The sequence below is a fragment of the Erwinia sp. SLM-02 genome, from assembly GCF_037450285.1.
Classification (GTDB): Bacteria; Pseudomonadota; Gammaproteobacteria; order Enterobacterales; family Enterobacteriaceae; genus Erwinia.
On record NZ_JAQISN010000002.1, the window covers coordinates 57,654 to 70,738 of the forward strand.

Annotated in this window: 12 protein-coding genes; 6 read left to right on the plus strand and 6 right to left on the minus strand. The window is 57.1% G+C overall.

The genetic code is table 11. The features are described 5' to 3' along the window. Position 1: 1 nt before the first annotated feature. The 3 genes from cysN to cysG are packed head-to-tail and all read right to left on the minus strand — an operon-like array spanning position 2 to position 3,772. Complete coding sequence (gene cysN, locus PGH32_RS13545; RefSeq protein ID WP_337894310.1) at positions 2 to 1,429, minus strand: sulfate adenylyltransferase subunit CysN; 1,428 nt, start codon at positions 1,427 to 1,429, stop codon at positions 2 to 4. Positions 1,430 to 1,438: 9 nt separating this feature from the next. After that, positions 1,439 to 2,347, minus strand: coding sequence for a sulfate adenylyltransferase subunit CysD (gene cysD, locus PGH32_RS13550; protein ID WP_105593945.1), 909 nt, complete (start codon positions 2,345 to 2,347; stop codon positions 1,439 to 1,441). A 9-nt stretch (positions 2,348 to 2,356) separates the two neighbouring features. Continuing rightward, positions 2,357 to 3,772 (minus strand): siroheme synthase CysG, encoded by a 1,416-nt coding sequence (cysG, locus tag PGH32_RS13555; RefSeq protein ID WP_337894311.1) that lies wholly within the window; start codon positions 3,770 to 3,772, stop codon positions 2,357 to 2,359. Positions 3,773 to 4,028: 256 nt separating this feature from the next. Here cysG and PGH32_RS13560 point away from each other — a divergent pair, with 256 nt between their 5' ends. Both PGH32_RS13560 and PGH32_RS13565 read left to right on the plus strand, forming a co-directional pair. After that, complete coding sequence (locus PGH32_RS13560) at positions 4,029 to 5,018, plus strand: aminopeptidase (protein WP_314426062.1); 990 nt, start codon at positions 4,029 to 4,031, stop codon at positions 5,016 to 5,018. 15 nt (positions 5,019 to 5,033) lie between these two features. Continuing rightward, complete coding sequence (locus PGH32_RS13565; RefSeq protein ID WP_314426060.1) at positions 5,034 to 5,318, plus strand: YciI family protein; 285 nt, start codon at positions 5,034 to 5,036, stop codon at positions 5,316 to 5,318. Positions 5,319 to 5,489: 171 nt separating this feature from the next. Here the strand turns inward: PGH32_RS13565 and PGH32_RS13570 are convergent, their stop codons facing one another. From PGH32_RS13570 to cysJ, 3 genes are read right to left on the minus strand one after another with little or no spacing between them, the layout of a single operon-like run. Further along, complete coding sequence (locus tag PGH32_RS13570) at positions 5,490 to 6,221, minus strand: phosphoadenylyl-sulfate reductase (protein ID WP_314426058.1); 732 nt, start codon at positions 6,219 to 6,221, stop codon at positions 5,490 to 5,492. A 12-nt stretch (positions 6,222 to 6,233) separates the two neighbouring features. Then, positions 6,234 to 7,949 (minus strand): assimilatory sulfite reductase (NADPH) hemoprotein subunit, encoded by a 1,716-nt coding sequence (cysI, locus tag PGH32_RS13575; RefSeq protein ID WP_314426057.1) that lies wholly within the window; start codon positions 7,947 to 7,949, stop codon positions 6,234 to 6,236. Continuing rightward, positions 7,949 to 9,751, minus strand: coding sequence for an NADPH-dependent assimilatory sulfite reductase flavoprotein subunit (gene cysJ, locus PGH32_RS13580; RefSeq protein ID WP_337894312.1), 1,803 nt, complete (start codon positions 9,749 to 9,751; stop codon positions 7,949 to 7,951). The genes cysI and cysJ overlap by 1 nt, the downstream gene beginning before the upstream one ends. A gap of 288 nt (positions 9,752 to 10,039) precedes the next feature. Here cysJ and queD point away from each other — a divergent pair, with 288 nt between their 5' ends. The 4 genes from queD to PGH32_RS13600 all read left to right on the plus strand — a co-directional run bounded on the left by queD (position 10,040) and on the right by PGH32_RS13600 (position 12,967). Next, complete coding sequence (gene queD, locus PGH32_RS13585; protein WP_337894313.1) at positions 10,040 to 10,399, plus strand: 6-carboxytetrahydropterin synthase QueD; 360 nt, start codon at positions 10,040 to 10,042, stop codon at positions 10,397 to 10,399. A 309-nt stretch (positions 10,400 to 10,708) separates the two neighbouring features. Beyond that, positions 10,709 to 11,407 carry an amino acid ABC transporter permease gene (locus PGH32_RS13590; RefSeq protein ID WP_314426051.1) on the plus strand — a complete coding sequence of 233 codons (699 nt, stop codon included), beginning with the start codon at positions 10,709 to 10,711 and terminating at the stop codon, positions 11,405 to 11,407. Beyond that, a complete protein-coding gene (locus PGH32_RS13595; protein WP_314426141.1) occupies positions 11,385 to 12,152 on the plus strand; it encodes an amino acid ABC transporter ATP-binding protein in 768 nt (255 codons plus the stop codon). The genes PGH32_RS13590 and PGH32_RS13595 overlap by 23 nt, the downstream gene beginning before the upstream one ends. A 41-nt stretch (positions 12,153 to 12,193) precedes the next feature. Further along, positions 12,194 to 12,967, plus strand: coding sequence for an amino acid ABC transporter substrate-binding protein (locus PGH32_RS13600; RefSeq protein WP_314426048.1), 774 nt, complete (start codon positions 12,194 to 12,196; stop codon positions 12,965 to 12,967). Positions 12,968 to 13,085: the final 118 nt, after the last annotated feature.

Here is a 13,085-nt window from a genome sequence, read left to right on the forward strand (position 1 = left end):
ATCAGTTACCGCCCAGCAGATCGCGTGCGTTCCAGTGCGGGAAGTGACGGCGCACCAGCGCGTTCAGCTCCAGCTCAAAGGCGCTGTAGTTACCGGCCACCTGCTGTGCTTCCGCCAGCGGCTCCAGTATCATCCCGGCACCCACGGTAACGTTGCTCAGGCGATCGATAAAGATTATCCCGCCGGTCACCGGGTTTTGCTGATACGGATCCAGCACCATAGGCTCATCAAAGGTGACATCCACCAGGCCGATCCCGTTCAGCGGCAGCTCCTGCGCCTCATGGCGGGTCAGGTTGTTGATCTCAACCTGATACTGAATTTTCTCCACGCGGGCGCGGGTCTTTTTACCGGCGATTTTCACGTCAAAGCTCTGGCCCGGGACCAGCGGCTGTTCGGCCATCCATACTACGTTGACCGACGCGCCCTGTACCGGCTTGAGATCGGCATCAACGGCCACCAGCAGATCGCCACGGCTGATGTCGATTTCATCTTTCAGCACCAGAGTAATCGCTTCGCCCGCGCTGGCCTGCTGCAGATCGCCATCAAAGGTCACGATACGGGCAATCGCAGACTCCACGCCGGACGGCAGCACTTTCACCCGCTGACCGACCTGCACCACGCCTGACGCCAGCGTACCGGCGTAGCCACGGAAGTCGAGGTTCGGGCGGTTAACGTACTGCACCGGGAAACGCATCGGCTGCTGCTCAACCACGCGCTGCACCTCTACGGTTTCCAGCACGTCTAGCAGCGTCGGGCCACTGTACCAGTTCATCGCAGCGCTCGGCGACGCGACGTTTTCGCCTTCCAGCGCGGAAAGCGGTACAAAGCGGATGTCCAGATCGCCCGGCAGCTGTTCGGCGAAGTCGAGGTAGCTCTGTTTAATCTCTTCAAAGGTCTGCTGGCTGTACTCCACCAGATCCATTTTATTGATCGCCACCACCAGATGCTTGATGCCCAGCAGCGTGGAGATAAAGCTGTGGCGGCGGGTTTGATCCAGCACGCCTTTACGGGCATCGATCAGCAGAATGGCCAGATCGCAGGTCGAGGCACCGGTCGCCATATTGCGGGTGTACTGCTCGTGCCCCGGCGTATCGGCGATAATAAATTTCCGCTTCTCGGTAGAGAAATAGCGGTAGGCCACATCAATGGTGATGCCCTGCTCGCGCTCGGCCTGCAGACCGTCCACCAGCAGAGCCAGATCCAGTTTCTCGCCCTGCGTACCGTGGCGCTTGCTGTCGTTATGCAGCGAAGAGAGCTGATCTTCATAAATCTGTCGGGTGTCGTGCAGCAGGCGGCCAATCAGCGTACTTTTGCCGTCGTCGACGCTGCCGCAGGTCAGAAAGCGCAGCAGGCTTTTGTGCTGCTGAGCGTGCAGCCAGGCTTCCACACCGCCCTGATCGGCGATCTGTTGTGCAATGATAGTGTTCATGACGGCTCCTTAGAAATAACCCTGGCGTTTCTTCAGCTCCATGGAGCCTGACTGATCGCGGTCAATCACCCGCCCCTGACGCTCGCTGGTCGTGGAAACCAGCATCTCTTCGATAATTTCCGGCAGGGTCTGCGCTTCAGATTCCACCGCGCCGGTCAGCGGCCAACAGCCCAGGGTACGGAAACGCACCATGCGCTGCTCGATTTTCTCGCCGGGCTGCAGGTTAATGCGCTCGTCGTCGATCATCATCAGCATGCCGTCACGCTCCAGCACCGGGCGCTCAGCGGCCAGGTAAAGCGGAACAATTTCAATATTTTCCAGGAAGATATACTGCCAGATATCCAGCTCGGTCCAGTTAGATAGCGGGAAAACGCGGATGCTTTCGCCTTTGTTAATCTGGCCGTTATAGTTGTGCCACAGCTCCGGGCGCTGGTTTTTCGGATCCCAGCGGTGGAAACGGTCGCGGAAGGAGTAGATACGCTCTTTCGCGCGGGATTTCTCCTCATCGCGACGCGCGCCGCCGAAGGCCGCATCAAAACCGTATTTGTTCAGCGCCTGCTTCAGCCCTTCGGTTTTCATGATATCGGTATGCTTGGCGCTGCCGTGGACAAACGGGCTGATGCCCATCGCCACGCCTTCCGGGTTACGGTGAACCAGCAGCTCGGCACCGATGTTTTTGACCGTGCGATCGCGGAATTCGTACATTTCACGGAATTTCCAGCCGGTATCAACATGCAGCAGCGGGAACGGCAGGGTTCCCGGGTAGAAGGCTTTACGCGCCAGGTGCAGCATCACCGATGAGTCTTTACCGATGGAGTACATCATCACCGGATTGGCGAACTCTGCCGCCACTTCGCGGATGATATGGATACTCTCCGCCTCCAGTTGACGCAGATGAGTCAGACGTTTTTGATCCATAACTTTTCCTCAAGCCAAATTCACAACGGCGGACTCGCGTCCGTCCTGCTGCGCAGAATGTTGATACCACGCCAGCTGCTGATGCAGATTGACCACTTCGCCAATCACTAACAGCGCCGGAGTTGGGGCGTTGCGTGCCAGTTCGTCGAGCTGGTCCAGCGTGCCGGTCAGCACCTTTTGATCCTGACGGGTGCCGCGGCCAATCACCGCCGCCGGGGTTTTCGGATCGCGCCCGTGGGCGATAAGCTGGCTGGCGATGTCGCCGGCGTTTGCCGATCCCATATAAATTGCCAGGGTCTGCCGTGCACGCGCCAGCGACGGCCAGTCGGTGCCGCTGCTGTCGGCGCGGCACTGGCCGGTGACAAACAGCACGCTCTGGGCATGATCGCGATGGGTCAGCGGGATGCCGGCATAGGCGGTTGCGCCCGCGGCGGCAGTAACGCCCGGTACCACCTGGAACGGGATACCCGCTTCCACCGCCGCCTGAAGCTCTTCGCCCCCGCGACCAAAGATAAACGGATCGCCGCCCTTCAGGCGCACCACGCGTTTACCCTGTTTGGCCAGCTCAACCAGCAGGCGGTTGGTTTCTTCCTGCGGCACGCTGTGGGCGTTGGCACGTTTACCGACGCAGATGCGGTCGGCATCGCGGCGGACTAAATCCAGAATTTCATCGCTGACCAGATAGTCATACAGCACCACGTCGGCAAGCTGCATTACCTGCAGCCCGCGTAGCGTCAGCAGACCGCTGTCGCCCGGACCGGCGCCGACAAGGATAATCTCTCCCTGCGCGGCTTCCGGTTCATCCAGCTGCTTATCCAGCGTGCGGCGAGCGCCGTCCACGTTGCCGGACCCCACCTGGCTGGCAAACAGCCCGTTAAAGGCTTTTTCCCAGAATCGGCGGCGGTCGGACATTTTGCTGAAGCGGGCTTTAACCTTACCGCGCCACTGACCGGCAATTTCTGCCATCTGGCCCAGCGTGGCGGGCAGCAGGGTTTCAATTTTTTCACGCAGCAGGCGCGCCAGTACCGGTGCGGTTCCCCCGGATGAAATGGCCACCACCAGCGGCGAGCGATCGACGATGGAAGGGAAAATAAAGGAGCATTTCGGCTGGTCATCCACGACGTTGGCCAGCAGGAAACGATCGGTGGCGTCCTGGAACACCTGGCCGTTGAGGTCGCCATCGTCGGTGGCGGCAATCACAAAAAATACGCGATCGAGCTGAGCGGCATCATAGGCCTTCGCCAGCCATTCAATTTCGCCCTGGGTTTCCAGTTCGGCCAGCTCTTCGCAGAGTTCGCGTGATACCACCAGTACCCGCGCACCGGCGCGCCGCAGCAGTTCGATTTTGCGCGCAGCCACATCGCCGCCGCCCACTACCAGCACCGGTTTGTGTCTGATATCTGCAAATAGAGGAAGATAATCCACGTAAACCCTGTCGCTTATCACATAAAGTTAACAGGACTATACGTCCCCGCATTAAGGCTTATGAAATTACTAATTGGAATGAGTAGTTACCGAATGGAATAACGTTATGGTAAAGCTGCGAACAAAATGTGCTTAACGGATGATATTTCGGGTATTTCAGAGCAAATGAAATTGTGCAACCCGCGTCACAATTTCATACTAACGGAGCAAAAATTTTCGCCCGATTTAACTCGGGATAATGATTAAGGAATTTCGAATGTTCACCTTACTGCGTCTGGGGGCGCTGGCAGCGTTAATCGGCTGCGGGATAAGCCTGCCGGCTGGCGCATCAGCGGGAAAAGTGGGCAGCATTGCCGAGCAGCAGCTGCGCCATATTGCCACTTATTTTCCCGGACGCATGGCGGGCAGCCCGGCGGAGATGCTGACCGCGGACTATCTGCAGCAGCAGTTCAGCCAGCTGGGCTATAAAAGCGATACACGCCGTTTTAACACCCGCTATCCCTGGCATCATCAGGACGGCGAAGACACGTGGCGCAATATCAATGCGACCTCGGTGATCGCCGCGCGCGAAGGCGATGTCCCACAGCAGATCCTGATTCTCGCCCACAGCGACAGCACATCGCCGCAGAGCGATGCCGACGTGCAGAAAAACCTCGGCGGGCTGACCGCTCAGGCGGCGGACAATAACGCCTCCGGCCTCGGGGTAATGCTGGAACTGGCGGAGCGCCTGAGCAAGGAACACCTGCACTACAGTCTGCGCTTTGTCGCGCTCAGCGGGGAAGAGATCGGCCAGCGGGGCAGCGAAGATTACCTGGCGCGAATGAAGCCGGAGGAGAAACAAAATACCCTGCTGGTGATTAACCTCAACAGCCTGATCGTTGGCAACCATCTGACCTTCAGCAGCGGGAATAACACGCCACAGGCGGTGATGCGCCAGACCCGCGACCGGGCGCTGACGCTGGCCAGACGCAGCGGGATTCAGGCCGTGGGTAAAAAAGAGCAGAATGCGAACGGCAGCCCCTTCGACCGCGCCGGATTCCCGCTGATGACGGTCGGCACCAGCGACGGCCCGGCAAGCAAAGTGCCCGCCGTGCTGAAACAGCATTTTCCCGCCGGGCTACGCAATCAGGCCCAACGTGATAATCTGGCCTACATCGACCGCTGGCTTCCGGGCCGCATCACCAGCCGAACCCACAGTACCGTGGCCGTGCTGCTGCCGCTGATCCGCGAGCTGGCCAATCCCTGACCTGCCGGAGCCATCATGTATATTGTTTTTCTCAGCTACACCCGCCCGATGCAAGACGTTGAAGCCGTACTGGAGCCGCACGTCGCGTGGATTAACCGTTACTTTGCTGAAGGGATATTTATCAGCGCCGGGCGCAAAGATCCGCGTACCGGTGGGATGATCATGGTGAAGGATATCGATCGGGCGCGGCTGGATGCCATTCTGGCGGAAGATCCCTTCCAGGCCGTGGCCAGCTATGAAGTAACGAAAGTGAACATCACCCGCTCGGCGGAAGAATTTGCCGGGCTGACCGGGATCTGAGACGGGTACGCGACTCAGCAGGGCACGTTAACGCCGCCTTACGCCATAAATAAATGCGCGAAAACAGAAGCTAACGCTAATGATAAGCTTCTGTTCCTTAGCTGGCGGGTTAGCCCTGCTAAACCAACAGCAGCCCAACACGTTGCACAGGGCTGCTATCAACTAACAACATCACTCGTGCAGGCCGCACTCGCGCTTCAGACCAAAGAAGCGCGTCTCTTCCTCAGCCATACCCGGTTCCCATTTACGGGTGGTGTGGGTGTCGCCAACGGAGAGATAGCCCTGCTCCCACAGCGGGTGGTAATCAAGACCGTTCTGCTGCAGGTACTGATAGACCTGGCGGTTATCCCAGTCAATAATCGGCAGCAGTTTAAATACGCCTTTCTTGATCGCCAGCACCGGCAGATGCGCCCGGCTGCCGGACTGATCGCGGCGCAGACCGGCAAACCACGTCTGTGCGTTCAGGCTTTCCAGCGCACGGTTCATCGGCTCAACCTTGTTGATCTGGTTGTAGCGTTCAATCCCCTCCACGCCCTGCTCCCACAGCTTGCCGTAGCGTGCTTCCTGCCAGGCCGCGCTGTGTTCGGCGCGAAAGACTTTAAGATTGAGATCCAGCTGCTCCGTCAGCTTATCAATAAACTGATAGGTTTCCGGAAACAGGTAGCCGGTATCGGTCAGGATCACCGGAATATCCGGCTTCTGCCGGGTGACCAGATGCAGGCTCACCGCCGCCTGAATGCCAAAGCTTGAGGTCAGCACCGCTTCGCCCGGCAAATTCTCCAGCCCCCAGATCACCCGATCTTCGGCTGACAGTTTATCCAGCCGGTTATTGATCTCGGCGAGCGCCATTACGCGCTCCACCTTCGGTAGTGCATTCAGTTCAGAGAGATCGAGTCCCGCCATCTTACACCTCCATCATTCCCAGAAATCACGGGCCGGATCGAGCACCGGTCTGACGATGCCGGTACGGATCGTAAAGTCACCGAAGCCTTCGTCCGCCTGACGTTCTTTCGACCAGCGGCCGATCAGCTCATCCAGCGTCGCCAGGATCTCCGTTTCATTGATGTTCTCACGATACATGCGCGGGATACGGGTTCCCATACGGTTACCGCCCAGATGCAGGTTGTAACGTCCGGGCGCCTTACCCACCAGGCCAATCTCGGCCAGCAGCGCACGACCACAGCCGTTCGGGCAGCCGGTGACGCGCAGCACGATATGCTCGTCGCCGACTCCGTGCCCGGTCATGATGCCTTCCACTCGCGTGACAAACTCCGGCAGGAAGCGCTCGGCCTCCGCCATCGCCAGCGGGCAGGTCGGGAACGCCACGCAGGCCATGGAGTTTTCGCGCTGGTGGCTGACGTTTTCCATCAGGCCGTGCTGCTTCGCAATCTGCTCAATTTTCTCTTTATCCGATTCCGGCACGCCGGCCACAATCAGGTTCTGGTTGGCGGTCAAGCGGAAGTCGCCCTGATGGATCTTCGCGATCTCCACCAGGCCGGTCTTCAACGGGCGGCCCGGGTAATCAAGCAGGCGGCCGTTTTCCACAAACAGCGTGAGGTGCCATTTGTTATCAATGCCTTTTACCCAGCCGAAGCGATCGCCACGGGTGGTAAATTCATACGGGCGGATCGGCTCGAAGGTGACGCCGGCGCGGCGTTCAACCTCGGCTTTAAAGACGTCCGGCCCCACGCGCTCCAGCGTATATTTCGTTTTGGCGTTTTTACGGTCGGTGCGGTTGCCCCAGTCGCGCTGGGTCGTCACGACCGCTGCCGCGACATCAAGGATTTTTTCCACCGGGAAATAGCCAAACTCGCTGGCGGTACGCGCATAGGTGGCTTTGTTACCGTGGTCGATGGACAGGCCGCCACCCACCAGCAGGTTAAAGCCAATCAGCCTGCCGTTTTCAGCAATCGCGATGAAGTTCAGATCGTTGGCGTGTAGATCCACGTCATTGTGCGGCGGCACGACCACGGTGGTTTTAAACTTACGCGGCAGGTAGGTTTCACCCAGGATCGGCTCAACGTCGGTGGTAGCCACCTTCTCCTGATCCAGCCAGATTTCCGCATAGGCGCGAGTCTGCGGCAGCAGGTGCTCGGAGAGCTTCTTCGCCCATTCGTACGCTTCCTGATGCAGTTCAGACTCTATCGGGTTAGAGCTGCACAGCACGTTACGGTTCACGTCATTAGCGGTGGCCAGCGCGTCCAGACCCACTTCATGCAGCATCTGGTGGGCCGGTTTAACGTTGCCCTTCAGAATACCGTGGAACTGGAAAGTCTGGCGGTTAGTCAGACGAATGCTGCCATAAATGGTGTTGTTCGTGGCGAATTTATCAATGGCCAGCCACTGCTGCGGCGTCATGATGCCGCCCGGCAGACGGCAGCGCAGCATCATCGCATGGCGCGCGTCCAGCTTCTGCTCGACGCGTTCGGCACGAATATCGCGGTCATCCTGCTGATACATCCCGTGAAAACGGATCATCAGGAAGTTGTCGCCGTTAAAGCCGCCGGTCAGGCCGTCGTTCAGGTCAGCAGCAATACTCCCGCGCAGGAAGTTGCTCTGTTTTTTCATCCGCTCGGCGTCGACCAGTTTACCTTCGACGACCAGCGGACCCGGGTATCTTTCATTGCTCATTAGTACACATCTCGCTGATAACGGCGCTCAATGCGCAGCTCACTTAAAAATTCATCTGCCGTTTCGATGTCCATGCCACCGTATTCGGCCACCACTTCCAGTAATGCTTGCTCAACGTCTTTAGCCATGCGATTGGCATCGCCGCAGACATAAATGTGTGCGCCTTCCTGAATCCAGCTCCACACTTCCGCCCCTTTCGCGCGGATCTTATCTTGTACGTATATTTTATGTTTCTGGTCACGAGACCAGGCTAAATCAATATTGGTCAGCAGGCCGTCTTTGACGTAGCGCTGCCACTCCACCTGATACAGGAAGTCTTCGGTGAAGTGCGGATTACCGAAGAACAGCCAGTTTTTGCCGCCCGCGCCGTCATTATCGCGCTGCTGCATAAAGGCGCGGAACGGCGCAATACCGGTGCCCGGGCCGATCATGATTACCGGGGTTTCCGGATTGGCAGGCAGGCGGAAATTGTCGTTGTGCTCGATAAACACGCGGATTTCATCGTCTTCCGCCAGGCGATCGCCCAGATAGCTGGAGGCACCACCGGCACGGGCGCGGCCTTCAATTTCATAGCGCACCACGCCAACGGTAATATGCACTTCCGTTTCGTTCTCAGCCTGAGAAGAGGCGATCGAATAGAGGCGTGGCGTCAGCGGGCGCAGCAGCCCGGTCAGCTGTTCAGCGTTCAGCTCTGTCGGCGCGAAGCGGGCCATATCAACGATTGGCGTATTCTGCGCATACTGTTGCAGGCTGGCTTTGTCGGCGATCTGCGCCAGCAGCGCTTCATTATGGGAAAGTTTGGCATACTGCTCGACGATCTGCGGCGTATTCACCGTCAGCTCATAGTGTTTTTGCAGCGCCTGGGCCAGCGGCAGGGTTTCACCGTGCACGCTGACCGGCTCATCGCCCTTCAGCCACAGCAGCTCAAGCAGCTCTTTCACCAGCGCGGGGTCGTTCTCAAACCACACGCCCAGCGCATCACCGGGCTGATAGCGCAATCCTGACTCACCCAAATCGATCTCGATATGGCGCACGTCTTTATCGGAATCGCGGCCGGTGACTTTCTGATTGACCGCGAAGCTGGCGGTCAGCGGGGCTTCTTTGGTGTAAGGACTGCTATGGATCTCATTAACGCTGCCGGACGCCGTGACCGCCGCAGCGGCAGGGGCTTCTTTCGGCACGCGCGCCTGTAAGATTTCTACCAGCTGTTTACGCCAGGCTTCCGCCGCCGCGGCGTACTCAACATCGGCATCAACGCGATCCAGCAGGCGCGCAGCACCCAGCTCGGCCAGCCGGTTATCGAAATCTTTCCCCGCCTGGCTGAAGAATTCATAAGAGGTATCGCCAAGGCCAAACACCGCAAAGGCGCTGGCGTCCATTTTAGGCGCTTTCTTCGACATCAGGAATTTATGCAGCGCCACGCCCTCTTCCGGCGGTTCACCCTCACCCTGCGTGGAGGTGACCACCACCAGCAGTTTCTCCTGCGCAATCTGCTTGAACTTATAGTCACCGGCATTCACCAGGTTGACGTTAAGCTTCGCGGCAATAAGGTCATCGCGCAGCTGTTCTGACAGGCGGCGAGCGTTACCGGTCTGCGAGGCGGAAAGAATAGTGATGGACGGCACCTCAACCTGAGCCTGTGCGGCAGCCACAACGGCACCGGGAGCCTGGTTAACCATGCCCCAGAAATAACCAGACAGCCACGCAAGCTGGGTAGGGGTATAATCCCCGGTCGCTGCCTGTAAGCGGGCAAGCTGGTCGGGATTCAGCGGAAGCATATTTGAAGGTGCCTGAGTCGTCATTGCGTCGATAATTCCAGTGTCGGAGATCTGATTACTGACAGGGTAAGGGCAAGCAGAATAACCCTTAAATAAGGGTTGGCAATAATTAATAACCAAAATGACTAAATGGTTTTTCAGGTAAGGCTTATTGGCAAAACAGGTTGATAATATGCTTGTTTATCAAATCGTTAAAAAGGTCAGCCCCTGGTTTACACTTTGCCCCAGCCCCGCCGCCGGGAAACGGGTGCGAAAAAAGCTGTTTTCCGGTATCCTGCGGCGGTTTTCACTATCAAGACTGAGACTGTAACCATGGCGACCACGCTGTTTAAAGATTTTCAATTCGAAGCCGCTCACCATCTGCCGAATGTCCCTGCCGGGCATAAATGCGGCCGACTGCACGGGCACTCTTTTATGGTGCGCCTGGAGATCACCGGTGAGGTGGATACACATACCGGCTGGGTAATGGACTTTTCCGAGATCAAAGCGGCATTTAAGCCGGTTTACGATCGTCTGGATCACTACTACCTGAACGACATTCCGGGCCTCGAAAATCCTACCAGTGAAGTGCTGGCGGCCTGGATCTGGCAGGAGATGAAACCGGTACTGCCGCTGCTGAGCGCGGTCATGGTCAAAGAAACCTGCACCGCCGGCTGCGTGTATCGCGGCTAATCGGCCCCGCTGCCGGTTACAGGGCGATCGTCACACCATTGCCTGATAGTCGGTACCTGGGATGAGGTCAGTCTGAGCACACCGGAACGGCAAAAGACGCTCCCTGCGGGCCTCGGCACGCGGCATCCCTGCCGCGTGACGTCCGGATTACCGCCTTTATGCGAAATCCGGCATAGCTTTATTGAAATTTATATATTCTTATCGAATATATAATAGCAAATCACGATATATAGTCGTTTTTTTAGTTCGTGATAGTCTCTCGCCATAAGTTCAGATCAATAATAATAACTTATTAAGAAAAGGTGTCGCGTGCCCGCATGGCTTAATTTAGCAATCGATTCATTCTGGCCCATGCTGTATGCCGGGCTGACCTTTACCATTCCGTTAACGCTGATTTCATTTATTCTGGGCTTATCCCTGGGCTTTATTGTCGCGCTGGTGCGTTTATATGGGCCGGAGCCGTTAAAGAAGGTTGTCCGTTTTTACGTCTGGCTTATTCGCGGTACGCCGCTGCTGGTGCAGCTGTTTCTTATTTTCTATGCCCTGCCCAGCGCCGGTATTACGCTGGATGCTTTTCCGGCGGCGATAATTGGTTTTACGCTGAATATCGGTGCCTATACATCAGAGGTCATTCGCGCCACCCTGCTGTCCGTGCCGAAAGGCCAGTGGGAAGCCGCACACTCCATCGGTATGAGCTGGGCGCAGGCGCTGCGTCGGGTGATTATTCCCCAGGCGGCACGTATTGCCGTGCCACCGCTGTCGAATACGTTTATTTCACTGGTTAAGGATACCTCGCTGGCATCGGTGATTACCGTTCCCGAGCTGTTCCTTGCCGCGCAGCGTATTGCTGCCGTGACCTATCAGCCGTTGATATTATATACCGAGGCGGCGATCGTTTATTTAATTATCAGTTCGGTGCTCTCTTCTCTACAGACCCGTCTGGAGAAAAAGCTGGAAAATACAGGCGCAGTGAAGGGGAATGAAAATGATAACGCTGTCCGGCATTGAAAAAAGATTCGACGATAACCCCGTATTAAAAAATATTAACCTGACGATTAAAGAAGGCAGCGTAACGGCATTAATTGGCCCGTCGGGCAGCGGGAAAAGCACCCTGCTGCGCTGCGTAAATCTACTGGAGGTTCCGCAGGCCGGAGAATTAACGCTCGGAAAAGAAAAAATAGTGTTTAACGGCAGCGGGCGTGCCGGCAGAAAAGATGTTTATCGCATCTGCCAGCAGACCGGCATGGTGTTTCAAAACTTCCAGCTGTTCCCGCATCTGCGGGTGATTGAAAACATTACCGAAGGGCTGATCACCGTGCATAAGCAGCCGGTCAGACAGGCGCGCGAGCGCGCCGAAGAGCTGCTTGCCAAAGTGGGGCTGCTGCACAAGCGCGACGCCTGGCCGGCCAATCTTTCCGGCGGCCAGCAGCAGCGCGTGGCGATTGCCCGGGCGCTGGCCCCCTCGCCGAAGGTACTGCTGTGCGATGAACCAACGTCCGCGCTGGACCCCGAGCTGTCGCTTGAGGTGGTGGCGGTTTTACGGCAGCTGGCAAAAGAAGGAATGACCATGCTGATGGCCACTCATGATCTGCGGCTGGCGGCCAACATTGCGCAGCAGGTGGTATTCCTGGAAGCGGGCGAAATCGTCGAGACCGGCACCTCACAGGACATTTTTACCCGGGCACAAAAATCCCGGACCAAAGCGTTTATCTCTACCCTGACCGAAACCCTGCCCGATTCCTGGGAAATTTGAACCTAAGACGACATTACCGAACCTATTCAGGAGTAATAACTATGAAAACTATTGCAACGCTGCTGCTGGCAGGCATGGTACAACTCGGCTTCTCCGGCGCGGCGCTGGCGGAAACCGATCTGGCAAAAATCCAGTCGGCGGGCGTATTTAAAATCGGCACCGAAGGCACCTATCCTCCGTTTACCTTCCACGACGCTTCCGGCGCGTTAACCGGCTTCGACGTTGATATTGGCCGCGAAGTGGCTAAGCGCCTGAAGGTGAAGGCCGAATTTGTTGAGGGGAAATGGGACGGCCTGATCGCCGGCCTGGATGCCAAACGCTATGAAGCAGTGATTAACCAGGTGTCGATCACCCCGGAGCGCCAGGCAAAATATGATTTCTCAGCGCCTTACCTCTCTTCGAAAGCGGCGCTGATTGTGCGCGATGACAATAAAACGATCAAAAGTTTCGAGGACCTGAAAGGGAAAAAATCGGCGCACACCTTAACCAGTAACTATGCCCAGCTGGCGCGCAGCTACGGTGCTGACATCGTCGCCACCGACGGCTTTAACCAGTCGGTTGATCTGGTGGCCCAGGGCCGCGCAGATGCCACGATCAACGATAACCTGTCGTTCCTCGATTTCAAAAAGCACAAGCCCGATGCGCCGGTGAAAATCGTCGCCAGCCGTTCCGATGCCGAGCAGGTAGGCATTCTGATTGAGAAAGGTAACCCGCAGCTGAAAGAGGCGATTGATAAGGCACTGGCCGATATCAAGAGCGACGGCACCTGGCAGCGTATTTCAGTGAAATACTTCGGGACTGACGTGTCCAAATAACACCCGAGCGGGCTGCATCCTCAGCCCGTTTTGCGCCTGCGATTGCGCCACCGCCTCCCACGCCCGTTCACGGGCGTATTTGAAATATTTTGTCATATTCCTGTCACGCCCGCTCTCT